The organism is Nitrospirota bacterium (assembly GCA_020851375.1).
GTDB lineage: Bacteria > Nitrospirota > 9FT-COMBO-42-15 > HDB-SIOI813 > HDB-SIOI813 > RBG-16-43-11.
Genome location: JADZCV010000025.1, coordinates 85,803 through 110,574 on the forward strand (window position 1 = coordinate 85,803; position 24,772 = coordinate 110,574).

Below are 24,772 nucleotides of genomic sequence, written 5' to 3' on the forward strand. Positions count from 1 at the left end.
ATGTACAAAGTAATTATGAGAAGCAAAACATTTGCAGTATCATCCGCTGTAGTCCTTCTTTCAGCCGCCCTGCTTTTTAACGGTTGCGCAGGGAGCAATAAGACTGATACCCTGTCAAAGACTGATGGTCTTACGGACAGCCTCAGGGAATTGTATGATGCAGATACCCTTATAAAGAAGGCTGACAAGCTTTTTAAGGAAAAAGACTATCCAGGGGCTATACAGGAATACAAACGGTTTCTGGAACTGCATCCAATTCATAAGTCTGCCTCTTATTCCCAGTACAGGATAGGACTTTCCTACTTCAAGCAGATCAAGTCAATTGACCGGGATATAGAGCCTGTTCAGAAGGCCATGACTGCGTTTGATACAGTTATAAAGGTATACCCTAACAGTGACTATATAAGTGATAGTACGGAAAAGATGAAGATATGCAGGGACAGGCTGGCAGAGCGTGAGTTTTATATCGGCAATTTTTATCTGCACAAGGAAGATTATCAGGCGGCCATTGTCAGGTTTAATAATGTCCTTTCAGACTATAATGGCTCCTCAGTAGCAGAAAAGACCTTATATCATCTTGGGGTAGCATACAGCTCCTCGAGCAAAGCTGACAAGGCCAGAGAGATTCTACAGAGCCTCCTCACTGTTTACCCTGAGAGCAGATACAAAGAAGACGCCTCTCAACTCCTTGCCAAACTAAATGGCAATTAATGCCAACGCAGATAACATAGCCTCCATACGGACGGCATAAATGGCTTTCGACAAGGCTTCGATGTGAGCTCAGCCGAACGGCGGACGACGATGAAAACCGGAGGCGTACTTATTAGTAAGTCGAGGATTTTCTGAGGAGTCCAACGCCGTATAAAGCCATTTAGAACGTTCGTATGGCTTCGTTCATACTGCCGGTGCGATATCCTTCCAGATCAAGGGTAATATAGGTAAATCCAAATTCCCTGAACTTCTTTGCGATAGTATCTCTTAAGGACAGGTCTTCCATGAAGCGGCTTAACTCATCTGATGCAACCTCTATCCTGGCTACTTCTCCATGATAGCGGACACGGAATTGTTTAAATCCGAGCTGGCGCATATATGTCTCACACATCCCAACCTTCTCCAATCTCTCCTCTGTAATCTCAGTGCCATAAGGAAACCTTGACGAAAGACAGGCAAACGAGGGCTTGTCCCAGTTTGAAAGTCCGAGCATCCTGCTGATTTCCCTCACCATTGCCTTTGTAAGTCCTGCCTCTACAAGCGGACTCCGTACCCCGAGCCTTTTCGCGGCCTCTATACCGGGACGGTAATCCGACAGATCGTCTATGGTGGTACCACAGGCGATATTGTCCATGTGCAATTCATCTGCGATTGCCTTTAGTTTATCAAATAACTCCATCTTGCAGTGATAACAGCGGTCACTGTTATTTTTGGCGAACTCTGCTATGTCGAGCTCGTTTGATTCAATCAGGATGTGCCTGATGCCTATTGCTGATGCGGTTTTTTTAGCCTCTTCTATTTCATATGAGGGATAGGTGGGGGATGTTGCCGTAACAGCAACTGCACGGCTGTCAAGGGAATCATGGGCGACCCTGGCTATAAGGGAACTGTCAATACCACCGGAAAAGGCGACTACAAGGGATCCCATGGACTCAACGATTTCCCGGAGTTTAAGATAGTGTTCCCGGACAATGGCCTCATTAAACGACTGTTTGTTCACTTCCTCAATCCTGTTTTTTCCTGTTTGCCTACGACAACTGTTACACAATTTTCTGTGTCAATATACTTCCTTGCCACACGCAGAATATCATCTTTGGTAACACTGTTTATCTTATTTGGGTAGTCTCTTATATAGTCAGGGCCGAGGTTGTAATACTCGACCATCAGCATAAAGTTTGATATCTTTGCATTCGTATCCAGCCTTAGTGGAAAACTGCCGGTCAGATACGCCTTGGCATCGTTTAACTCATCGTCACTGACCTGCTCTTCCCGGATCTTTTTCAACTCTGTCCTGATCCCTTCTATTGCATCTCTGGCTGATTCATTTTTTGTCTGCACCTCAACTGTAAAGGCCCCGGGAAACCTGTTTACGTCAAAGTGACTGTAGACAGAGTAAGCAAGCCCCTTGTTATCCCTGATCTCCTTTGTCATTCGCGACTCAAAGCCGCCGCCGCCCAATATATAATTCATCAGGCTCACTGCATAATAATCCGGGTTGTCTCTTGAGATGCCTGTATGGCCCAACACTATATTAGACTGGGTGATATTGCGGTCAATCAGGATTGAGTCCCCTTTCGAAACCTTATTCACAGGAGGGACTTCAGGTAATTTAAGCCTGGACTTATCCCATCGCACAAAAGATGTCTCTATAAGTGAGACGGCCTCTTTGTAATTAAGATCACCGGTAACTGAAATAATAGTGTTGTTCGGTTTATAAAATTGCTGATAAAAATTCATTATGTCATCCCGCGTAATCCTGCTGACAGATTCTTCATCACCTTCAACAGGAATTCCGTAAGGGTGTCCCTGAAACACTGCCCTGTAAAATTCCTTTGATGCCACTGCTCCTGGATCATCCCTTTCCGATATGATTGCGGCTATGGTTTCTTTCTTCTTTCTTTCCAGTTCTTCTGCAGGAAATACGGGATTCAGCAGTATATCAGTCAACAGTTCCATGCCTGTTGAGATGTCTTTTTTGAGCACTACCAATGAGGCAGAGGAATAGTCTTCACCTCCGGCTGCTGAGAGTTTTCCCCCTATAAAATCAATTTCCTCTGCAATCTGACGTGATGTCCTTGTCGTGGTCCCCTCATCAATCAAGGCAGATGTGAGACTGGCAACTCCCCCCTTTCCAGGGGGGTCATAAATGGCGCCAGCCTTGATCGCAACAGATATGTTGACCATGGGAAGGGCATGGGTTTCAACAAAAAGCAGGGTTATGCCATTTTTCAGTACCACCCTCTTTGGCTCAATGCCAGGGGATGCAAGGCTGATTGATGTCCAGAGGAGAATTATTATTAATAAAGAGGGAAGTATCCTCATAATGTGTCTTGTCTTATAACTCATTGCTCATTGCTTTCGACTCATTGCTTCTGGGGTAGCGGCACCAACACCCCCACAGTCCTGTTGTCATCCATGAAATATTTGTTAGCCACCCGCATTATATCCTCTGGCGTGACCTGACGGATTTCATCAATATAGCTTTCAAGGTACTTTGCCCCGGCGCCGGTAGTTTCAAGCTGGCCTATGAGCATAGCCTGATAGAAAACAGAGTCCTGTCCCATAATGAATGAGGCCTCTATCTGGTTTCTTGCCTTTTGAAGTTCCCTTGTTGAAACAGGCTCCCTCTTAATCCGCTCTATTTCTTCCTTTAATGCAGCCTCAGCCTCTTCAGTCGTCCTGTCAGGTTTAAGTTGTGCATAAAAATAGAAAAGCTCAGGGTCGGTCTGTACAGGTGTAAAACCGCCGCCTGCTGTTAATGCAATCTGTTTAGAGTAAACGATATTCTGATAGAGCCGCGAACTCTTGCCGCCTGACAGTATATTATTCAAGAGCTCAAGTGCATAATGATCCCGGTCTTTATAATTAGGGGCATGATATCCGTATATAACATAAGGCAGCTGCGCTTCACGCTTATACAGAAACCGCCTCTCACCTTTTTGATCATCCTCTGAAATCTTTACATCCCGCATAGGTTCACCTTTTGGAATGCCCCCAAAATAGTGACCAATTTTATTAATAAGGTCTTCCGTATTAAAATCCCCGACAACCACGATTGTGGCATTGTCAGGCCTGTAATATGTTTTATAATAATTATAAGTATCTTCCCTGGAGAGGTTGTCGAGGTCCGTCATCCATCCTATTATAGGTGAATGGTATGGATGGATCTTAAAAGCAGCGGCATAGAGTTCTTCTATCAGGGATGATACCGGGTCATCTTCAGTGCGGAGCCTCCGCTCTTCCTTAACAACATCACGCTCCAGCATGAACTCATTTGGGTCAAGCAGGAGATTGACCATGCGGTCTGATTCCAGGTCAAAGGATATCTCAAGCCTGTCGCTCGATATGTTCTGAAAGTAGGCGGTGTAATCCTGGCTTGTAAAGGCGTTTTCATTGCCCCCATTTCTTGCCACAATCCCTGAATACTCACCTTTCCCATATTTTGGTGTTCCCTTGAACATCATGTGTTCAAGCAAATGGGATATTCCGGTCCTGCCGGTGATTTCATTGCGTGAGCCCACCTTGTACCAGACCTGAAATGTCACGACCGGGGATTTATGGTTTTCTACGGTTACGATTTTAAGGCCATTTGGCAGAAAGTGCTCTCTTATTTCTGAACCAAATGCTGAACCCGTGAATAAATATAGTACAGCTAATGCTATGGCTATGAGTCTTGACACACATCCATATTACAGATAGCAGAAGAAGGTGTCAAGAAAGGGGGAACCTGGGTATTTTCAGTTGTGGTGAGGCAGGAGTACAGCTGCATCAGCCCAAAGGTTTGCATCATAGGTGTTTTCTGTCCCCTTAACTACATCGTAGACCAATATCCCGTCGTCTGAAAGGGTAAATATGAGCTGCCTGTCTGTATAGCTGTTAGCCACGTCAATGTCTGATGGTGGTTCCATGTAATCATTATGAAAATGGAACAGCCCTATATATTCCCCTTCAATCTTCGTAGAGCCAAGAAAGGATTTGAAGGCAAGGGGGGAGAGGACAAATTTCAACTGTGAATGGATATCATACGTTCTGATAAAATCTTTGATGAGTTTGTCCTTTATGGGATTACTGACTGAATTCCCGGTCAGGACATCGATCAATCTTGCCGTTACCGCACTGTCAACTTCAACCTTTGCAAGTATCTCCCTGCTTTCTTCTTTCTTTAAAAGGGCAAGGAAATCACTTACAGATGATTCAGAGGCTGCCCTGAGTTTGTCCGAGAATGCCTCGTTTACCGATGGAATCTCATAAAGCCTGAGTTTTGGTTTGTCCTGATCATAAGATATTGTTGCTATACCGCCTATTTCAGTGTTTGAGTAAGCCTTTGACGCGATGACTCTGCTAAATATCTGTTGGACATCACTTCTGTTTGTCAGCGCTATTGAAATATCTGCTGACGGCACCTGATCTATACCCAGGAAATATTTTTTTACTATGGCAATCTCTTTAAAATGCCCTATAAAGGTATAAGGAAAATCTGTGGATACCAGACTATAGATAACGGCCGGCCCTTTAAAGAAATAGGCATTCCTCTCGGTAATGTTTCTGAACGGAGAATCAACAGGTGGGATCAAGGCAGTAAATAGTTCCAGATATAAGACGAATACAGGAACAAGCCAGTAATTGTTAAGGTTCCTCCTTACCCTGTTCCTGATTGTCCTTTTTCTCCGGTCAACAAAATTAAACTCAAAAAATGGTTCCCTGTAATAGTCAATGTTGTTTGCGCTCATACAGTGACTACTTCGCAATATCTATGCCATTATTTTGGCTGTCAGCAAAAGAGGTTGCAATCTGAGTGCATACTTTATTATAATAGACCCTTCTATGAAGAGATTTAAAACTTTTTTAGCCGGCACTATATTTCTGCTCCTGGCAGTTTTTATAATGAACAGTGCAGGAAATAGGGAGGCCCGGGCTGAGTATCCTTATTCTATAACATCATATCTGGATGGCTCTATTTTTAACAATGACAACAGGGAATACGCTGTTGATTCATCTGAGGATGTGCCACCGTACGTATTGGAGAAGGCGTCCTCCTATATGGAGCTGTTCACAACATCCGGCCGTGAGTTATTCCAGCAGTGGCTTGATCAGTCCATGCAGTATATGCCGCTTATTAAGGCAATTTTAAGAGAGGAGGGCCTTCCTGAAGACCTTGCCTTTCTTCCTCTCATTGAGAGTGGATTTAATGTTAATGCGAGGTCAAGGGCCAGCGCTACCGGAATGTGGCAGTTCATGTCTTCAACAGGGGTGTCGTATGGGCTTAAAGTCAATGGCTGGATAGACGAGAGGCGTGATCCTGTCAAGTCCACAAGGGCGGCAGCGAGGCATCTAAAGGATTTATATGAGACATTTGGTTCATGGCCTCTCGCCCTTGCGTCGTATAATGCCGGCAGCGGTAAAATACAAAGGGTACTTGATAAGAACGGGTCATCTTCATTCTGGGAGATAGGACAAAGCAGGGCACTGGCTGCAGAAACCAAAAACTATATTCCGAAGTTTATGGCTGCAATGATAATTGCAAGGAATCCTGAGGCGTTTGGTTTTACCTTCATGGAGGTCCCCGAATTTCAATACGACCTGCTGGAGGTTCCATCAGGCATTGACTTACACACAATAGAAGAACAATCCGGCATAAGTCTTGGATTGATTCGTGCAATAAATCCAGAACTTAAAGGCAATATTATACCATTAAACGAAAACCGGTATGTTCTTCGCCTTCCAAATGGTGTTGGCTCTGTTTTTATAGAAAACTTTGCACTGCTGCTGCCTGAACAAAGAGTCAGATATAAGGAATATAAGATTAGGAAGGGTGACAGTTTGAGCAAGATAGCAGCCAAATTTAATACTTCAGTTGCTTCTGTCAGACAGGCTAACAGACTTAAGAAGAACAGGATTGTCTCTGGTAAAACCATTCTAATTCCGGTAAGGCTTCCTTATTCAGATGATATTGTAAGGTTGTTAAACCCTCCGGTCGTATAATAATTCCACAAAGATAATTTATTGTAGTAAAAGTAATCACCTTCATTACAGTATATTTACTGTTATAACCACATCATGTTGATTTAATTGACAAATGTTGCGTTGTTGTAGTTTGCATGGATTTTGCAAAATAAAATCATTAACAAAACAGCAAAGGAGACCACCATGGACGACGGACATAAGATGCGTGACCCGCAGACATCTAAGATTGCAATGGAATTGCACCTTGCAAAGTTCAACTATTATATGGCAAGGCAGGATTGGAAGTCAGCTGTTGCTGAACTGCAACACGCCCTGAATGCTGTTATTGATATTCTTGACCATGCCAACAAGACATTAAAGAAGGTAGTTGGAAAGTATCAGCCTGTAAAGGCAGAAACCAAAATTGAAGGGGCTGTCCGGAGTGAGAAGATATCAGATGATATGCTTCTGATTGAATATCCCGGTGATAAGATTGTCTTAAGGAAACAGGCGCCTCCCGCTGTTAATTAAGCGGTGGAATATTTAATCATGTTCACCTCCGTCTTTCTTCCTGCCTGTAAATAGATCAAAACGGAGTCCTGACAGGGGCCTGATGGATGATACCCGGATTATGAGTTCTTTATAAGTGATCGGCTCAACATCCCGTATTTCCATGATTGTGGGGAGAAAGATCAGAGACATAACCAATCTTAGCACTCCGGAGATCAGGAAAAGCCATTGCAGATTTGATATGATGTGTATCCTCGCATCAAAAATGGAAATTGAACCTGGAAGATAGCCTGACAACCAGCCGCCGATAGAACCACCCAGAAAAATACCGCATGCATTCAATATGTTGAATATGGCGACACATTTAGCGAGCCTTGGGGAAGGGATTGCGTCATATATGAAATTTGCCATGCTCAGGCTGAAACCAGCCCATGTGAGTCCAGCAAGCATTTGTATCACAAGGATTAAATAGAAGTTGTCTGTAAAAAGCCAGAGCACAGGGACTATAGGGAGTGTAAAACCGGTAATCTCAAGGACCTTTCTGTTGCCGAATCTGTCGCCGAATTTACCCCAGTTATGAAGTGTAAAGTATTGCATCAACACAGCCATTGCAGCGGCAAACATGAACTGAAGGTATGAGAAGTGAAGGTCTCTGAGCATATAGACAGCAAAGAAAGGGCCTGCAAGCATGACAGAGAAATGCATGAGCCCGGTATATATTACAAAACGTACAAATGTTGAATGCCTGAAACCTGAAAAGAACTCAATCAGGCTGAAATCGTCCTTTTCGTCAACATGATAATAAGGGTTGTCCATCCTGGACAGAGAATATGCTGATAATAATCGCGAAATTACTGCAGCAACAAAGAGGATTGAAAATCCAAGCCACGGTTTTCCTGCCTTTTCAGTGCCATGGAGAAGCAGGCCGCCAATGGCAATGGCCCCCAGGCTGTAAATGCTCATGATTCTGTTGCGATATCCAAAGTATGCGCCGCGATTGTACTCAGGAACAATATCACCCATCAGGCTGTTCCAGGGAGGTGTTGCGAGGTTTCCAAATATATAATATGCAGTGACGCTGATTATTAAAAGGGGGGAGGCGTATGGTACAAATAGAAGAGGCAGGATCAGCAGCGGTATCCACGAGATGGCCTGAGCAACTACACCGTAAATTATAAGAGGCATCCTGTTCTTTAGTCTGTTTAGCACACTTACTGAGATTAACTGAACGAAGGCGCCAAGGAGCTGAGGTATTGAGGCAAGCAGTCCGATCTGGGAGTTGGACAGCTTTAAGAAAATGGCAAACGGGCTTATATAACTTTCTCCTGCGCCGCCCATTATGGCAAAATATATGCCGTCTTTGATTGCATAGCGAAGACTCTTTGAATAGGTTTTCTTAACCATCACGTGAAAGTTTTGCCCAAAAAAAAATTTCTGTCAAATAGGGCAGTAATTTCTTTTTTTTTATTTTAAGTTATGATAAATTTGGCCATGTTTAAAAGCAGGGTAATCCTCGCAGTCCTGACTTTATTCGTATGCTGTTCATACGCATTTCCTGACAGGACTTTTGCTGATGAAGAGGTTTCTGTCAAAGACTACGGTTATCTGCTTGTTCAGGATACCGGACATATATTATCGGAACCTCTTCGCTGGGAGAAAAAGGAGTGGAGAACATTTTCCTTATATACAGCAGGGATAGGCTCCATACTCCTTCTGGATGATGAAATATATGATGTAATTCAGCGAAACAGGACTGAAACAACAAGCGATACGGCAAAAGTTGTCGAGGAGTTTGGGTCGTATCCCTCATTTGGCATAATGGGGGCCTTTTATCTTGGCGGGGCGATGTTCGATAATTACAAGGCAAAGGAAGTAGCTATGGATGCCTTTGCCGCCAGCTTCGTAAGCGCCGGGATAATTACGACATCGCTTAAAATAATTGCAGGCCGCAGCCGCCCTCAGGATGATGAAGGGACATACAAATTTCAACCATTTGGCGGACGCCGCTCTTTCCCATCCGGGCATACTACACAGGCATTTTCCCTTGCATCTGTTATCGCAGAACATTATGATGAGTGGTGGATAGATGCCATCTCCTATGGTATTGCTGGTGGAGTAGGACTTGCAAGGATTGAACAGGAGGCCCATTTCCCGTCAGATGTCGTTGCAGGGGCTCTGATCGGTGCTATTGTGGGAAAGGCAATCGTACGATATAACAGAACATTCCATAATAATGTTATAATCGGGCCGGCGGCAGATATTAATGGTACAGGCCTTAGTGTCAGGATAGAGTTTTAGGACACCGGAGGGACATGATTCCCCATGCGTAAGATAGTTATCCTGTTGTTACTGGTAATGGTTGCCAATAGTTGTGCAGTCAGTCAGGCGAACCAGCCATTGTCAGACAACAACTATTCCCTTGTTTATGTTGAACCTCCTCACGCCTATGGCAATATTGACAGAAAGGCCTTGCGGGAAGCGATCATGACTAATCTTTCATTCCTGCAGGGGATTGACCCTGAGACAGAATTTGACTATGGCGGTAAGATCGTAAGGGCACGGGATGTTGCCAAAACTCAGAAAACCCTTCTGCAGATCCTTGATACCGCTGAGTCTAATGAAATGATAGAACTGCTCATGGATTATATGTTTGAGTGGTATAAGGCATCGGGTGTTGATGGCAGGGGAAATGTAGTGTTTACAGGTTATTATGTTCCTGAAGTGGAGGGCAGCCTTTCTCCGTCGGATAAATATCGCTACCCCATTTATCGCCCGCCGGATGGTCTCAAAAAAGATACAGAGTATTTTACACGAAGGGACATAGACGGAGGCAGGGTTTTAAATGATATGGGACTTGAGATTGCCTGGCTTGCTGATCCGGTTGAGGCATACTTTCTGCACGTTCAGGGTTCAGGAACAATAAGACTGCCTGATGGATCAACAATAGGGGTTCACTACGCCGGCAACAACGGGCATTCCTATACGAGCGTAGGCAAGCTCATGATTGAGCGGGACCTCCTTAAGCCGGGTGAAGGCAGTATGATGGGAATGAAGAAATACCTGTCGGAACACAAAGAGCAAATGTCAGATATATTATATCAGAATCCCAGATATATATTCTTTAAGCTTGATAATGGAGGTGCAAAGGGAAGTATCCAGGTTCCTTTGACGGCAGGACATTCCATAGCAACTGACCCAGCCATCTTCCCAAAGGGTGGACTGTCTTTTATTAAAACTTCAGCCCCTGTTGTTGATCAATCAGGCAATGTTCTGAAATGGGAGCCGGTTAACCGCTTCGTCCTCAATCAGGACGAGGGGGGTGCAATAAAGGGTCCCGGAAGGGTAGACCTCTTCTGGGGTGCCGGCCAGGACGCCGGTTTTTCCGCAGGTTCAATGAAAGAACGCGGGGAGCTGTACTTTATTTTACAAAAATAAGTCTTATTCCTTATATGTAATATACACAAATTAATATACTTCACCCTGTCTGGAGTATTTAGTTAGTGACAAAATAATTGACACTTCCGATATTAAACTATCTTACTGAATTATTTAAACTTTTATGAATTCATGCCTGAAAAACACCATTTTTTAACAAAAAAAAGCGCTAAAAAGCGACATAAAATTTAACACTCTACTCTGGCAGTGAAAAAATAGTTCTTATTAGCCTTTTAAAATCAACCTGTTATATTAATGGCAAGAGTTATGCAGTTACTGAAATACGGAGTTATGTCTATACAAAAAGGAGGGCATGAAATGAAAAAGATATGCTTGTTTTTAGTATTGGTGACGATAGTGGTTTTAATTCTTCCTGAAACAGGAAAGGCCACTGTGGTCAACCCTTATCCTGCATTTTTTGCAGACGATGATGGTTCAGAACTATTTGTGCCAAATTCTACGGTACTGAGTGTCGAGGGTTATGATTATGCTGGTTCTCTGGGGTTTCCCAGTTATTTTGGTTTCTTTTATAATAGTGCTCCACTCGATCCCATTGTAATATTTGGTCAGGAGGATCAAGGCTCAACTCAGGCAGCCCGAATAGATTTTGATAACGGCGTAGTTTACGATGTTGATGATAGTAATTCAGTACAATCAACATTTACTGTTGAAGGAAATCCAATTGGATTCTTTCTCTGGTTTGATCCAACCCCATATGGATCCCCGCTGTTTTTAACTACAGTGCCTTCGTTTAACCCTGGTAAATTCGATTTCGCAGGGACATTCCCTTATTTAAATAATCCTTCGAATTATGGGATTATTTTTGAACTACCGAACGGAACGCCTCTTTCCCTTCATCTCGTTGGCGGTCTAACGGCTGTTCCAGAGCCATCGACGCTGTTTTTGCTCGGCTCCGGGTTAATAGGACTTGCAGCATATGGGAAAAAGAGGTCCAGGAAAAAAGTATGAATTTGACCATGGAATTATCTTTTGAAGGGGCTATGGCACGAGTATGAAAATTGCAACTACTTGTATCATTTGTTATTATGAAAGCAGCTCTTCATTGAGAATCTGTGCTTTCTCGATGAGGGGGCCTTTACCTGATAGTCCGTAGATACGGCTACCGCCGTATATGGCGGCAGCTTGTCTATTCCGCCAAAGTCTGACTTCCGGTTCTTTGTAATTCTTCGACGCGCTTGGTATGCACCAATGACAAAAAAGGCAGTTATCCTGGCTGGTGGCCCCAATCAATTTAATCTCAACAGGCCCCTGGCTCTATGGCCACTGATCAACTATTCTATCTTAGAGCACCTTATCCTCTCTTTATCTGTTGCAGGATTTGATCACATTATCATAGCCCTGTCTGATTCTCCTGATAAAGCTTATATCCAGAATCATGCGAGGAAGGTAATTCCTTCAAAAACATCTGTAACTTTCCATTGGAGTATGTCTCATAGAGGCACGGCTGGATCTCTAAAAGAATTAGAAAGGGAAATAAGGGATGAAGATGCCTTTATTCTGATGAATGGAAGTATATTCCTCAATGGAGTGAAATGGGACAGTCTGTACAGATCTCATCAGGATAATGGCGCATTGATTACAGCAGTAGTCTGTAGCAACAAAAAAAAAGATGAACGGCTTGAAGGGGTTCGGATTACACCGGATTGGCAAATCCAGGAGGTATACAGGCCTCATTTCTCAATGGACCGAAGGAATGGATATCAACTTGCTGGAATTTATCTTCTTTCAAAAAAAATCCTAAGCTATATCCCGGACACTGGTTATATGGATCTCAAGGAGCAGCTTATTCCCAAAATTGCAAAAGAGGGTAGATACGGAATTGCCTTTAACGATTTCTGCTCTAATCCTCCGCAGATAGAGTCTATAGAGGATTATTTCCTTCTACACCGAACCCTGCTGCATAATGAGAATTTTGTCAACTCTCTTAAAAAAGAGTTTAAAGAGGTGATGGATGGGGTTTGGATAGAAAATGAGGTTGAATTATCGCCTAATGCCTATGTGCTTGGTCCGGTGGTATTAAGAAAGGGTAGCAGGATAGAAGATTTCGCACAGATAATTGGTCCCTCGGTGATTGGAAATAACTGCCATATTTCGAAAGGGGCGCTGGTTCGTGAAAGTGTACTGTGGGATAATGTAAAACTTTCTTCAAATACGAAGTTACAGTATTCTGTACTGACAAATGAGGCCATATCAAATATCAAAAATATTCCTGTCTCTTTTAATACTTTAATGACTTCGAATAAAGTGGATGTCCGAAACACTTTTTTCATCAGCAGATTTGACTCTAACTGGACATATAAAATAGGGAAACGGATTATTGATATTGTTTTGGGAGTTATATGTATTCTCTTTTTTCTGCCTCTTTTTTTCCTGATAAGTCTTGCAATAAAGTCAGATAGTAGCGGGCCTGTTTTATTTTTTCAAAAACGTTGTGGCAGGGATGGCAAAGAGTTTTGTATGTTTAAATTTCGAACGATGGTCAAGAATGCAGAAAAACTCCAAAAAGAAGTATCTCCCAGGAATGAAGTTGATGGTCCTATGTTTAAAGTCTCCAATGATCCCCGTGTTACCAGAGTAGGCAGATTTCTCAGAAAATCAAGTCTTGACGAACTACCCCAGTTATTTAATGTCCTCAAAGGAGAGATGAGTTTTGTGGGCCCAAGACCTCTAAAAATGGAAGAGATGGCGTTTTGTCCAAGCTGGCGGGATTTAAGGTTACGTGTGAAACCTGGTATTACAGGGCTCTGGCAGGTTAGTGGAAAATCCCTTGTTTCCTTTAACAAATGGATTTATTATGATGTTGAATATATAAAAAATCAATCCCTTGGGTTGGATATTAAAATCTTATATAAGACCTTAAGAGTAGTTTGGAAAGGTCAGGGGGCGACGTGATGCGTAAGATTCAACTAACCGTACTACTTTTTCTGTTTGTTTACGGCTGTGCTACTACGGGAGAGCAGCATGGATTTAATAATGCACTTATGGAAGAACAAATGCAAATCCCAAAAGTTCAATTAAATGAATTCATCGTTGGCCCCGGTGATTCCATTGAGATTCAGGTTTGGCGCCATCCAGACCTTACCAGGGCCATAGAAGTCCAGTCGAACGGGTTTATCGCTTATCCTCTTTTAGGTGACGTTAAGGTAGCAGGTATGAATCTTACTGAGCTTCAACAACTCATCACACAACATCTATCTGAATATATTGTAAACCCGCAGGTCACTATACAGGTGCGACTCCCGAAATCGCAGAAGGTATTTGTTCTTGGAGAGGTTAGAAGACCTGGGGTCTATCTCCTTGATAACTCCATGACTGCGCTGGAGGCGATTGCTCAGGCAGGCGGATTTACCTTAGATGCAAAGAAAGCAAAGGTATTCCTGATAAGGCAGAAGCAAGGCAAGGCATCCGAACCTGTATTTCTGGACATAGATAGCACTTTGAAAGGAAAAGATATAGAACAGAATGTCTCCCTTCAAAGAGGGGATATTCTTTATGTGCCTCCGAGTAATCTTGCCCAAACAGACCGATTCTTCAGGCATCTGGCGATAGCACTGGGTCCTATTGTCACCTTGGAGCAGGGTATTGTCCTATATCCGCAGGTAGAAAATGTAGTGACAGGGAAAGAAACATCGGGGATAACAACAGTAGCGCCTGTTGTGGTTATAACGCCAACCTCCCCATAGAGTTAATCAAGGACAAAACAAAAGGGGTATATCATGAGAGCATTGTTAATTTATCCGGATATGCGGGTACATGTTAACTATCCACTGGGGTTAGGAATTATCTCGTCTGTGCTGAAAGAAAATGGTCATGAGACCAGGATCCTTCACTTCAATGAAGAGATGAATTTCCCGGTGGATATGACTGTGCTTGAAAAAAATATCCTGGATTTTGACCCCCAACTTATAGCTTTTTCATCAGTCAGCAATCAGTTTCGCTATGTAAAGCAGATGGCTTCCTTCATCAAACAGAGGTGGGACATACCCATTCTCTGCGGCGGAATCCATGCCACCATTGCCTCGGAAAAGGTCTTGCAACTTGGCACTATTGATATGATATGCCGCGGAGAAGGAGAATACCCGACTCTCGAATTGGTAGAGAAGATGGAGAAGGGGGAGGATTACACGACCATCCTCAATATGGGTTTCAGAAAAAATGGTGGAACGACGATCAATCCAATACGTCCCCTGATTGATGTGGAGACCTATGACACGCTCCCCTTCCCGGACAGGGATGGTTTTGATTTCAGAGAGATTGTAAAGAAGAAGCGGGGTTGGGCCAATGTCATGGCCAGCCGGGGATGCCACATGAACTGTACGTATTGTGTAAACCACTATTATCATAAGATGTACTCTCCTTTCCATACCACGGCAGAAAACCTACGGTACAGAAAGATTGGTACAGTACTAAGAGAAATAGAAGAGATGCTGGACAAATATCCAGAAATTACCCTGATTAACTTTGATGATGATATTTTCACGCTGGATAAGGAATGGTTATCCCAGTTCTGTGAGGCATACCCAAAAAAAATCAAACTCCCATTTGCCTGTAATGTCTATCCTACAAACATTAATCAAGAGACTGCCAGTATGCTTGCTAAGGCTGGCTGTGCAGAAATAAAGATCGGCCTTGAGTCTGGAAGTGAGCGTGTAAGGCGTCAGATATTAAAACGTCCAAGCCGTGACAGTGTCAATACAGATGCCTTTGTAGTGGCTGAAGAAGCCGGCATACGTTCCTGGTCATTCAATATGATTGGTGTCCCTACTGAGACCAGGGAAGAGATGTTAATGACAGCCAAACTCAATGCGAAAGTCAGACCTTATATCGTGCGTTGCTCCATATTCTACCCCTATGAGGGAACGGACCTGTATCGCTATTCTGCAGAGAATCAACTGCTGCATGAAGAACGGGCGGAGAATATCTCCTCTCACCTCGAGGATACCGTGCTGGATATGCCCCAATTGCCGAGGGAAGATATATTGATGTTTAAAACTATGTTCAAGTGGTATGTTGATGCCCATAGTGATATAGAGGCAGCACCAATCTTCCAGATACTTATCTCTCATTTTGAAAGACTACCAAAAGAGGAGTGGTCTTCCGGCAGGGCCAAAGAGCTGTTTCAGAGTGTGGATCAGTCATTAGATATGCTTCTTCGGGCATTAAAGATGGAGCATTATGCAACCCGCCGGCACCTGGACTTGAATTTTACAAAAAAACTCAACTACGAATTGCCTTAGAAAGGAGATGTTCAATGCAAGTCTTAATCCTATGTGGTGGTAAAGGGACCCGTGCGTATCCTTATACAGAGCATTTACCGAAACCGATGCTCCCTATCAATGGCCAACCAATTCTAATCCATGTGATGCGGATATTCGCTGAACAGGGACATAAGGAATTCATATTATCCTTAGGTTATAGAAAAGAGGTCATCATAGATTATTTTGACCGAAAGACCCTGGATTGGGATATCCAGTTTGTAGATACAGGTGAGGAGACAGACACAGGGGGGCGTATTGAGAAATGCAGGCACCTGCTTAGGGACACATTTTTTGCAACGTACGTGGATGGCCTTTCGGATATCTCGTTGGACAAACTCATCCGCTTCCATAAGTCACATAATGGGTTGGCAACAATTACGAGCGTTCCCCTCATATCTCAATATGGGACGCTGGATTGTGATGAATCAGGAAAGATCATTGCCTTTAAAGAAAAGCCGGTCCTTAGGGAACACTGGATCAATGCCGGTTTTTTTGTCTTTAATCCAGATGTGTTTAACCACTGGGAAGGGGGTAACCTGGAGAGGCAGGTCTTTCCATCTCTATTGAAAAAAGGGTTACTCTATACCTACAGACACGACGGTTTCTTTAAATCTATGGATACCTATAAGGATCAGCAGGAAATAGAACAGATGTATCAGGAGGGGAAGGTTTTATGGAAAGACCGGCAAGAGGAGGATCAGTCGTGGGACAAGACAATTTCTGGCAAAATAGAAGCGTCTTTATAACGGGATGCACGGGTCTTCTCGGCTCATGGCTGACTAAGACCCTTTTGGACAGGGGCGCTAACATCGTTGGCCTGATCAGAGATAACGTTCCCAATTCGAATCTCTATCGCTTCAGATTGGAAGATAAGATAAATAGTGTCAGAGGTGCATTGGAGGATTATTCTATACTTGAACGATGCCTCAATGAATATGAAGTGGATACCGTATTCCATTTAGGGGCGCAGGCTATTGTAGGCGTGGCAAACAGAAATCCTCTCTCTACCTTTGAGACAAACATTAAAGGGACATGGAATATCCTTGAGGCCTGTCGCCGGAATTCCAAGGTAAAGCGCATTGTCGTGGCCTCCAGTGATAAGGCATACGGCCAGCATGAGCAGTTACCCTATAAAGAAGACTTTCCCCTTCATGGTATGCATCCCTATGATGTCTCAAAGAGTTGTACTGATCTGATTGCCTACACCTACTACAATACTTACAAGTTGCCTGTATGTGTCACTCGATGCGGAAATATTTATGGAGGGGGGGATCTGAATTTTAACCGGATTATTCCCGGCACCATTCAATCCGTCCTGAGTGGCAAACCACCTGTTATCAGAAGCGATGGGTCATTCGTACGCGACTACATCTACGTTCAGGATATTGTTTATGCCTATCTTGTCCTGGCGGAAAAGATGGATAACTTAAATATTCAGGGGGAGGCCTTTAATTTCAGTAATGAACACCCGGTCAGTGTTACGGAGATCGTCCAGGCAATACTTAAAGTGATGAAGCGGGAAGATCTTGCCCCAGTCATTATGAATGAGGCGACAAATGAGATCAAATACCAATATCTGACTTCAGAAAAGGCCCGGACTATATTAAATTGGAAGCCTCAGTATACGCTTGATCAGGGTTTGATGGATACCCTTCATTGGTATGAAGGGTATTTTAGGGATGTCTCTTAAACCAGGTGTTAAAACTACGTTTGTAATTGGACTACCGAGGTCTGGCACAACTTTGCTGGCATACATGCTTGCCGGAGGGGGTGGTGTTTTGTCTTTAAGCGAACCATTCCTTTCACTATCCGCGCGTCGCCATAGATTGCTTAATTGGCTATACTTCCCTGAAATTCTAAAGTGCCGAATCAATCCACCCATGGATTGCAATGAGGAAGATTTCCTACATTATTTAAAGGGCTTCTCTAACAAACTCGGACTCTCGTCACTGGTCATCAAGGAGACATATCGCCTGGCCCCTTACCTGGAAAACAGGGCGTTGATGAACTATATAGCAACCTGTGGCGATCCGGTAGCAGCGATTATGCGACACCCCTACGACACAGCCAGTTCAACACTCCTGTGGGCCCGTCATCAATTACGGGGGGTACCTGGAATAGTAAATCGAATTGTCGTTCCCCGCTTTCCGGAATTTTCGGACGACCGTCAGGTCGTTGAGTGGTTTGCAAGAAACTGGGTAAGCTTTGCAGACTGGTGCAAACGTACGCAGCCTTTTATCATCAAATACGAAGATCTCGTGAGGAACCCAGGCCCTGCGTTGGAGATGCTTTGTGAACGATGTGCCATTCCTTTTACCCCCAAAATGCTTGATAATAACTCCCCCCGCTTCTTTTCCGGCATGAGTGGCGATCCCGGAGGGATGAATAAGCACAGAAAGAAGCTTAACGTGAGGCCGGTAGGCCGGAGCGACGATCTGAAGCCGGAATTTCTGGATATTATAAAGAAGACATGCGGCGAGGCTGCAGAGGAAATGGGGTACACACTATAAGGGCCGACTTTACAGTTATGGGACAAACCACACATAAATATCTCACAAAATATCTTCAGAATCACAGCATTCACCGAGGTTCTGTTTTGGTCCTTGGGAATAATCCAAAATCTTTAGCTTTCCAGTTGGAGCAACTTGGATTTGACGTGCAGAGCATGCCCCTTGACCATTTGAGAAATATGGTGCGAAATCCTGAAATAATTATGAATAATCTTACAAAAACTTTCGACATCGTTATATTAGATGATCTACTCCAATACCTGCCCAATCCTAACTCGGTCATTAAATACTTAAAGAAACAGATGGCAAGAGGTGGAATCCTTATTGTTACGAGTCCCAATGCCGTAAGGGGAAAAATCAGGCTAAAAATATTGATGGGCAAGAATTCATATCCTCTTTTATATAGCGGAAATGGCAGTGACAGTATTGTATTTGATTATACCAATGCCTTTTATCGGGAAAGTACGTTGGAAGAAATAAGAACGCTATTGTCAAAGGAGTCATTCTATGTTATTACAGCTTACTTTTTTAATAGGAATAGTGATGGGAATCAAGACAAGCATATCTTAAGATATTTTTATCGAATGCTGCAAAAAATCATACCTTCATTCAGAAACGATTTTTTTCTGATGGCCAGGGGAAATTTTTCAACAGATTTACCTACTATTAATAAAATGGATGATTTCAAACTTACAAGTATGCATGTATTCAACTCCAAGTGGCTTTATAACTATGAAACTCCAACATTATTCAACCGTTTTTTTACCAGGCGATGGGATATAGAAGTTTTTAAACAACTACCTGTAAATGTCAGTTCTTTGCGGATTTTGGATGTTGGTTGCGGATGGGGACGTCTTTTAACTGCATTTGCTGATGCCGGAGCGCTACATTTGGCAGGTATGGATATAGCTCCCCGAATGGTTGACCTTGTACGGCAGCGCCTTTTTGAACGGGGTGTAACGGCAGAGGTGAAAGTAGGTGATGCTGAGGATGCTATTCCCTGGGAAGATGAATCCTTTGATGTGATAACCCTGACAGGATCTCTTCATCATTTTTATCGGCCTTTTGATGCTCTTAGGGAAATGTATAGAGTACTGAATAAGAACGGGCTTTTAATAATCACGGACCCGTTGTTCTTTCCCCCGATAAGGCAAATACTTAATTACCTCCTGACTTTTAAAGCTGCACAAGGTGACTATCGTTTCTATACTCCCCATGAAGTATCAGAAATGTTAGTTTCAATGGGTTTTACAATGAATAAAAAACAACAATGGATCAATTCGTTCCTTGTTAGTGCTTTGAAATAGCAGCAAAAAAATCTATGACTTCAATCAGCAAGAAGATTAAAAATGGGACCCATGTTCTTCGTTCTGTTCTGCAGGCCCCGAAACCAGAGGATTTCTTTTTCCTAACGTTTGCCATAACCTATCTCTGCAGTTCAAAATGCACGATGTGCAATATATGGCAGAAGTACAAGGAAGATCCTCATAAAAACAAAGAAGAATTAAACGTTCAAGAGATCAGGGAAGCATTCAGCAGATCAAATATTCTGAAGAAAGCCCGAATAATCCTTATAACGGGAGGCGAGCCGTTTCTCAAAAGAGATTTCAGTGACATAATTCTTTTTTTCAATGAACTCAATCCTACAGCTTCTATTATTATAGCTTCAAACGGACTAAGTCCTGATCTCATTAGTGATAAATTGAGAAATATAAGGCAGGCCCTGGTGAAGCGGGGGAACAAGGATGTCGTGATAGGGGTAGGCGTGTCACTGGATGGGATGGAGGAAACCCATGATAGAGTAAGGGGAGTAAAGGGGTCTTTCAAGAACGCATTAAAGACAGTGGAAGTCATAAGGAATATAGAGGGAATATTCACCGGACTCTCCTTTACATTTACCCCCGAGAACTTTAGAGAATTTTATTCTGTCCGCGAGCTGGCAAAAGAAATGAAGTTGGGTCTCACTTTCCAGTTTGCCCAGACAAGTGGTCATTATTACGAGAATAAGGATATACATTTCAATTGGAACCGGAAACAAATTGACGAAGTGAGAGATATTTTAAAAAAGACAAGGTATTTTGATGTAATCCGCAAAGGATTTTTTGATTATGGGACCAGCCAGGCGCTCAAGGACCGTTTGCTGAGTTACAATCGTTTTTTTCTGGAACATGTCCTTGAGTATCAGCTTCATCAAGAGAGGCATTTTAATTGTTTTTCGGGAACACATTCATGTTTTCTCGACCCCTATGGCAACGTTTATCCATGTATCCCCCTTGAAAAAAAAATAGGAAATATTTGTGAAAATAATTTCGACGATCTGTGGACATCTCCCATGGTGAATGAAATCAGGGAACATATATCGCAGCGGCAGTGCCACTGCTGTTCATTCTGTGATATCCCGAACTCGCTCCCAAGAAATCTGTGCGTGATCACGTCCAACCTGAAGAACATATTGATGTCAGGATAAGACAGTGTGGGAACGCTCGAATGATTGAATCGTAAATGAAAAGAGGTTATAAAAAATGTTAAGGCGGTTTTCAAAACTAATAAAGGTGATGCACATGAATAAAGAAGATAAATTAAATCATGCAGATGAGATACGCACAGACAAACACGGAACACTCTGCGATGAAACTCCCGAACAGAAAGCTATCCTTCACAGGGTCTCGGAAGTCGAATGGTATCATTCTATTGATCTTGGGCATGGGGTGGTGACACGGGGATTATTTGATCACCGTCCTCTGCTGCCGCACTATCATCTTCCGGAGAATTTAAAAAATATGCGGGTTCTCGATGTGGCTACTTATGACGGATTTTGGGCATTTGAGTTTGAAAAGCGGGGAGCTGCCGACGTCGTGGCTATGGATATAAAAACCTGGAATGATATTGATATACCACCCCGTATCAGGGCCGGAGCTTCAAAAGAGATATTGAATACTGAGATGGGAACAGGGTTCAATATTGCCAGGGATATCCTTGGTTCAAAGGTCCAACGGGAAATAATGAATGTTTATCACCTTAGTCCTGAATGGAGGGGCAAGTTCGATTTTGTGTTTTGCGGTGACTTGTTGCTGCATTTAATGAATCCCATGAAAGCGCTTCAGAACATTCACAGTGTCGTGTCAGGCTATGCCTACATAGTTGATGTGTTCAATCCGGAATTTGGCGAAGATGATTCAAATGCAATTCTGCGCTATGCAGGCGGTACCAGCAGAATGGTGTGGTGGAATTTCGGTCTTGGCAGCTTAAAAAAGATGATAAAAGATGCCGGATTTACGAAAGTCGAGGTAATCAGTAAATTTGAATTTAGTGTACAGGGACAGAAAGAAAAACACTGGCATGTCGCATTCAAGGCTTATCCGTAGCACCCGAAAACCTTAAATAATCCTTACAGGGCTTCCTCATTAATTCACTATGCAGAGATTATGGGACTGAAGATCGCTATTACATCAACAGTGAGCTGGCCTTATGTCCGGAGAGGGAGCCGCATTACATATGAACTTGCCGTCTATCTTGCTAAACAGGGACATGAGGTTCATTATATCAGCACAAAACCGGGGAATGTCAGCAGAATGAAGGCGCAGGATGGAATTGATGCGGAATATTACCGGCTCATTGAACACCCACTACTCAATGTATGCAGAATACAGAAATTCGATACCTTCTCTCTTTCATGTCTTGGTGCACTTCTTAAGAACGATTATGACATTGTGCAAACAACGTTTCCCATGGATGCCTTTGCTGCCAGTATTTACAGATCAATTAAAGGGACTCCTTTTGTGCATTATATGTTCGATAGATTTTATCCCAGATATTACATCACCCCATATGGGAAATTGGTATTTAACAGGTGTATAAGGACCGCCTCCCGAATAGGAACAATAAGCAGCTTTATCAGAGATGACCTAAAGGAGAAATTTGGTGTTGAAGGAGTTGTGATCCCCGGTACGGTAGATACCGAGCAATTTACACTTTGCAAAGACAAGGATTTCAGTACTCCCTGTATACTGTCAACTTCATCGCTCCAGGAGCCAAGAAAGCGGGTTGACCTCCTTGTCAGGGCCTTTGAGCGACTCCTTGATCACATGCCGAATGCAGTATTGAAACTCTCCGGCCATACTGTTCCGGAAAGAACGACAACACTCCTTCAGTCTGTCAGTTCACGAACGCGAAAGTCTATTGAGATACTGGGGGTAGGCAGACGTGAAGACTTGCCCTCGCTTTACCGGAATGCGGCTATTTCCGTTTTGCCTTCAGTAAATGAGGCTTTTGGATTAGTCATCCTTGAATCTCTCGCCTCCGGTACTCCCGTTGTAGGCACAAGAAGCGGCGGCATTCCTGGCATTCTCAATGATCCAAAAACAGGGGTTCTGTTTGAAGAAACAGACGGACCTGAAGAACTATCCAAAGCACTGATTAAGGGACTGGAGCTGAGCCGTGATCCAGAAACGAGAATGAGGTGCCGCAACCATGCTGAACAATATTCGTGGAGCAGGATAGGGCCGCTATATGAAAAACTCTATTCAGATGTCCTCAATGGCAGACGGCCGGGAAAATCCGGTATAGTGAAAAAAAAGATGGCGTCAAAGAAGATCCCGGCATCCGCTGAGAGTGTGGGAATACATTTAAATTACCGATCAAACAAGAAGTCATTAAGTTGTCTTTTTGATGATGCCATTGACGAGTTAGATATTGATTATGACAATTATTACAGGATCGATCTTTATAAACCATATTGCACATACGTTTTGGGGTGGTTGTTTGATCATGGGGTACGAAAAGGCAATGTTCTTGTTGTCGGCTTCTTCACGCGTCCTTTGAAGGCATTACTGGAGAAGTGTGGTTTTATTGTCAGGGAGGCCGGGATTGCACAAGGAGACGAATCATTGGAAGATATACCCGGGACCTATGATGTCATAACCTGCGACGACATCATTCAGCACTGTGAACATCCAGGAATAATACTTCAGGTGCTGAGAGACAAGCTGAATCCCGGCGGGAAGATCCTGCTTACAACGGGAAATGCCGCAAATGTGAGTGAAGTGGAGAAATTAATAACTGACGCAGGTTTTTCTATAAGCCAGAGCGGGTATATGATGAAAGAAAAAGCCATTGCAGGAAGTCTGTTTCCACCCCCTGTTCGTTTATACTTTTATAAAAATTTGTACTATTTTGCTCAAAGGGCATTTCCCCGTATGAGAAGTCATTTCTTTGTCGCAGCGAGTAGAAAATCAATGTCACAAGTATGAAGATAGCAATTACTTCGCCTTTTGGCTGGCCGTATGTACGACGTGGAAACCGTTTTGCCCATGATCTTGCCGCCTATCTTGCGGAGAGGGGTCATCAAGTGCATTTCATTACGACTAAGCCCGGGGTCACCAGCAGAATGAAGCTGCGAGGCAAGGTACTGGAAGAACACCGCAGGCTTTTTTGCTACCCTTTTCTGTCTCTTCTGAACATTGAAATGTGGGAAACATTTGCGTTAGGATGTTTTCGTTCTCTCATGAGAGAGAAGCATGACATTGTTCAGACATTCTGGCCTCCGGATGCCTTTGCTGCCAGTCTTAACAGGTCCTTAAGGGGCATCCCTTTTGTACTTCTGATGGTGGACTCAAATCATTTTTATCGCCCGACCGCGTTCGGCAAGCCGATGCTAAAAAGGGCCTTGAAAAATGTATCCTGTCTTGAAGTACCCAGCACCTATGTGAATGAAGAGCTGAAATCGCAGCTTAACCTGGAAGGGACATTGATCCCCATGCCTGTCAATATGGACGAGTTTACCCCTCGCAATGATAAGGGGCTCAATCCCCCCCGCATTCTTTGTACATCCTCGTTTCTTGATGCGAGGAAACGGGTATATCTCCTTGTTCAGGCATTCGAGCTGCTTCTTAAGGAGATTCCAAACGCCATTTTACAACTATCCGGCCACGGGACCATTGACCAGGCAGCGATGGGGATTCTCAATCTGGTTACGCCGAAAACGAGAAGGTCCATCGAGATACTGGATGTTGGTAAATTGGAGGATATGCCAAAGATTTACAGCCAGGCCTCGTTAACCGTCCTTCCTTCACTGAGGGAAGCTTTCGGGATGGTCATCATAGAATCACTTTCCTCGGGAACCCCTGTAGTAGGTGCGAGGAGCGGTGCTATTCCTGAAGTGATTAATGATCCGGAAGTGGGTATACTGTTTGAGGAAACCGGGGGCCCGAAGGAATTATGCGAGGCCCTTGTCAGGGGGCTGGAACTGGCCCGTGATCCTCAAACGATCACGCGGTGCCGGAAATACGCCGAACGCTATAGCTGGCATGAGCTGGGTCCCCGGTACGAGGCTCTCTACCTTGGGATCCTGAATGGGCATAAACAGTGAATAAAAACGAACGGAAA

22 protein-coding genes are annotated in these 24,772 nt (G+C 43.6%); 17 read left to right on the forward strand and 5 right to left on the reverse strand.

The genetic code is table 11. The annotated features are described in order from the left end of the window. Complete coding sequence (bamD, locus tag IT393_05565; protein MCC7202120.1) at positions 1 to 711, forward strand: outer membrane protein assembly factor BamD; 711 nt, start codon at positions 1 to 3, stop codon at positions 709 to 711. Between the two features lie 160 nt (positions 712 to 871). Here the strand turns inward: bamD and larE are convergent, their stop codons facing one another. The 4 genes from larE to IT393_05585 form a co-directional block, all read right to left on the reverse strand. Continuing rightward, positions 872 to 1,639 (reverse strand): ATP-dependent sacrificial sulfur transferase LarE, encoded by a 768-nt coding sequence (gene larE / locus IT393_05570; GenBank protein ID MCC7202121.1) that lies wholly within the window; start codon positions 1,637 to 1,639, stop codon positions 872 to 874. A gap of 68 nt (positions 1,640 to 1,707) precedes the next feature. Further along, complete coding sequence (locus IT393_05575; protein ID MCC7202122.1) at positions 1,708 to 3,057, reverse strand: insulinase family protein; 1,350 nt, start codon at positions 3,055 to 3,057, stop codon at positions 1,708 to 1,710. A gap of 17 nt (positions 3,058 to 3,074) precedes the next feature. Beyond that, positions 3,075 to 4,391: an insulinase family protein gene (locus IT393_05580; GenBank protein ID MCC7202123.1), complete on the reverse strand. Its 1,317-nt coding sequence runs from the start codon at positions 4,389 to 4,391 to the stop codon at positions 3,075 to 3,077. Between the two features lie 57 nt (positions 4,392 to 4,448). Next, entirely contained in the window at positions 4,449 to 5,441 is a 993-nt protein-coding gene (locus tag IT393_05585) for a hypothetical protein (GenBank protein MCC7202124.1), read from the reverse strand. 94 nt (positions 5,442 to 5,535) lie between these two features. On the opposite strand from IT393_05585, the gene IT393_05590 reads away from it, so the two are divergent. Further along, positions 5,536 to 6,693, forward strand: coding sequence for a transglycosylase SLT domain-containing protein (locus tag IT393_05590; protein ID MCC7202125.1), 1,158 nt, complete (start codon positions 5,536 to 5,538; stop codon positions 6,691 to 6,693). Positions 6,694 to 6,816: 123 nt separating this feature from the next. Continuing rightward, a complete protein-coding gene (locus tag IT393_05595) occupies positions 6,817 to 7,185 on the forward strand; it encodes a hypothetical protein (protein ID MCC7202126.1) in 369 nt (122 codons plus the stop codon). A gap of 12 nt (positions 7,186 to 7,197) precedes the next feature. Here IT393_05595 and IT393_05600 read toward each other — a convergent pair whose 3' ends face one another. Continuing rightward, complete coding sequence (locus IT393_05600; protein MCC7202127.1) at positions 7,198 to 8,568, reverse strand: MFS transporter; 1,371 nt, start codon at positions 8,566 to 8,568, stop codon at positions 7,198 to 7,200. An 87-nt stretch (positions 8,569 to 8,655) separates the two neighbouring features. Here IT393_05600 and IT393_05605 point away from each other — a divergent pair, with 87 nt between their 5' ends. The 14 genes from IT393_05605 (at position 8,656) to IT393_05670 (ending at position 24,755) form a co-directional block, all read left to right on the forward strand. Continuing rightward, on the forward strand, positions 8,656 to 9,462 hold the full coding sequence (locus IT393_05605; GenBank protein MCC7202128.1) for a phosphatase PAP2 family protein: 807 nt from the start codon (positions 8,656 to 8,658) through the stop codon (positions 9,460 to 9,462). A gap of 24 nt (positions 9,463 to 9,486) precedes the next feature. After that, positions 9,487 to 10,599: an MltA domain-containing protein gene (locus IT393_05610; protein MCC7202129.1), complete on the forward strand. Its 1,113-nt coding sequence runs from the start codon at positions 9,487 to 9,489 to the stop codon at positions 10,597 to 10,599. Between the two features lie 318 nt (positions 10,600 to 10,917). Next, positions 10,918 to 11,568, forward strand: coding sequence for a PEP-CTERM sorting domain-containing protein (locus IT393_05615; protein ID MCC7202130.1), 651 nt, complete (start codon positions 10,918 to 10,920; stop codon positions 11,566 to 11,568). A 240-nt stretch (positions 11,569 to 11,808) separates the two neighbouring features. After that, the gene (locus IT393_05620; GenBank protein MCC7202131.1) at positions 11,809 to 13,512 is read left to right on the forward strand and encodes a sugar transferase; all 1,704 of its coding nucleotides are present in this window, start codon (positions 11,809 to 11,811) and stop codon (positions 13,510 to 13,512) included. Further along, positions 13,512 to 14,303, forward strand: coding sequence for a polysaccharide export protein (locus tag IT393_05625; GenBank protein MCC7202132.1), 792 nt, complete (start codon positions 13,512 to 13,514; stop codon positions 14,301 to 14,303). The genes IT393_05620 and IT393_05625 overlap by 1 nt, the downstream gene beginning before the upstream one ends. A gap of 33 nt (positions 14,304 to 14,336) precedes the next feature. Further along, complete coding sequence (locus IT393_05630) at positions 14,337 to 15,857, forward strand: B12-binding domain-containing radical SAM protein (protein ID MCC7202133.1); 1,521 nt, start codon at positions 14,337 to 14,339, stop codon at positions 15,855 to 15,857. A gap of 14 nt (positions 15,858 to 15,871) precedes the next feature. Next, positions 15,872 to 16,624, forward strand: a complete 753-nt coding sequence (locus IT393_05635) for an NTP transferase domain-containing protein (GenBank protein ID MCC7202134.1) — start codon at positions 15,872 to 15,874, stop codon at positions 16,622 to 16,624. Continuing rightward, positions 16,552 to 17,568 (forward strand): GDP-mannose 4,6-dehydratase, encoded by a 1,017-nt coding sequence (locus IT393_05640; GenBank protein ID MCC7202135.1) that lies wholly within the window; start codon positions 16,552 to 16,554, stop codon positions 17,566 to 17,568. The genes IT393_05635 and IT393_05640 overlap by 73 nt, the downstream gene beginning before the upstream one ends. Beyond that, entirely contained in the window at positions 17,558 to 18,388 is an 831-nt protein-coding gene (locus IT393_05645) for a sulfotransferase (protein MCC7202136.1), read from the forward strand. Before IT393_05640 ends, IT393_05645 begins: the two co-directional genes overlap by 11 nt. A gap of 17 nt (positions 18,389 to 18,405) precedes the next feature. Continuing rightward, the gene (locus IT393_05650; GenBank protein MCC7202137.1) at positions 18,406 to 19,695 is read left to right on the forward strand and encodes a methyltransferase domain-containing protein; all 1,290 of its coding nucleotides are present in this window, start codon (positions 18,406 to 18,408) and stop codon (positions 19,693 to 19,695) included. A gap of 143 nt (positions 19,696 to 19,838) precedes the next feature. Next, a complete protein-coding gene (locus IT393_05655) occupies positions 19,839 to 20,855 on the forward strand; it encodes a radical SAM protein (GenBank protein ID MCC7202138.1) in 1,017 nt (338 codons plus the stop codon). Between the two features lie 55 nt (positions 20,856 to 20,910). Next, positions 20,911 to 21,753 carry a methyltransferase domain-containing protein gene (locus tag IT393_05660; GenBank protein MCC7202139.1) on the forward strand — a complete coding sequence of 281 codons (843 nt, stop codon included), beginning with the start codon at positions 20,911 to 20,913 and terminating at the stop codon, positions 21,751 to 21,753. Between the two features lie 60 nt (positions 21,754 to 21,813). After that, positions 21,814 to 23,637, forward strand: a complete 1,824-nt coding sequence (locus tag IT393_05665; GenBank protein MCC7202140.1) for a glycosyltransferase — start codon at positions 21,814 to 21,816, stop codon at positions 23,635 to 23,637. Next, positions 23,634 to 24,755, forward strand: a complete 1,122-nt coding sequence (locus IT393_05670) for a glycosyltransferase family 4 protein (GenBank protein MCC7202141.1) — start codon at positions 23,634 to 23,636, stop codon at positions 24,753 to 24,755. Before IT393_05665 ends, IT393_05670 begins: the two co-directional genes overlap by 4 nt. The last annotated feature ends 17 nt before the right edge of the window (positions 24,756 to 24,772 follow it).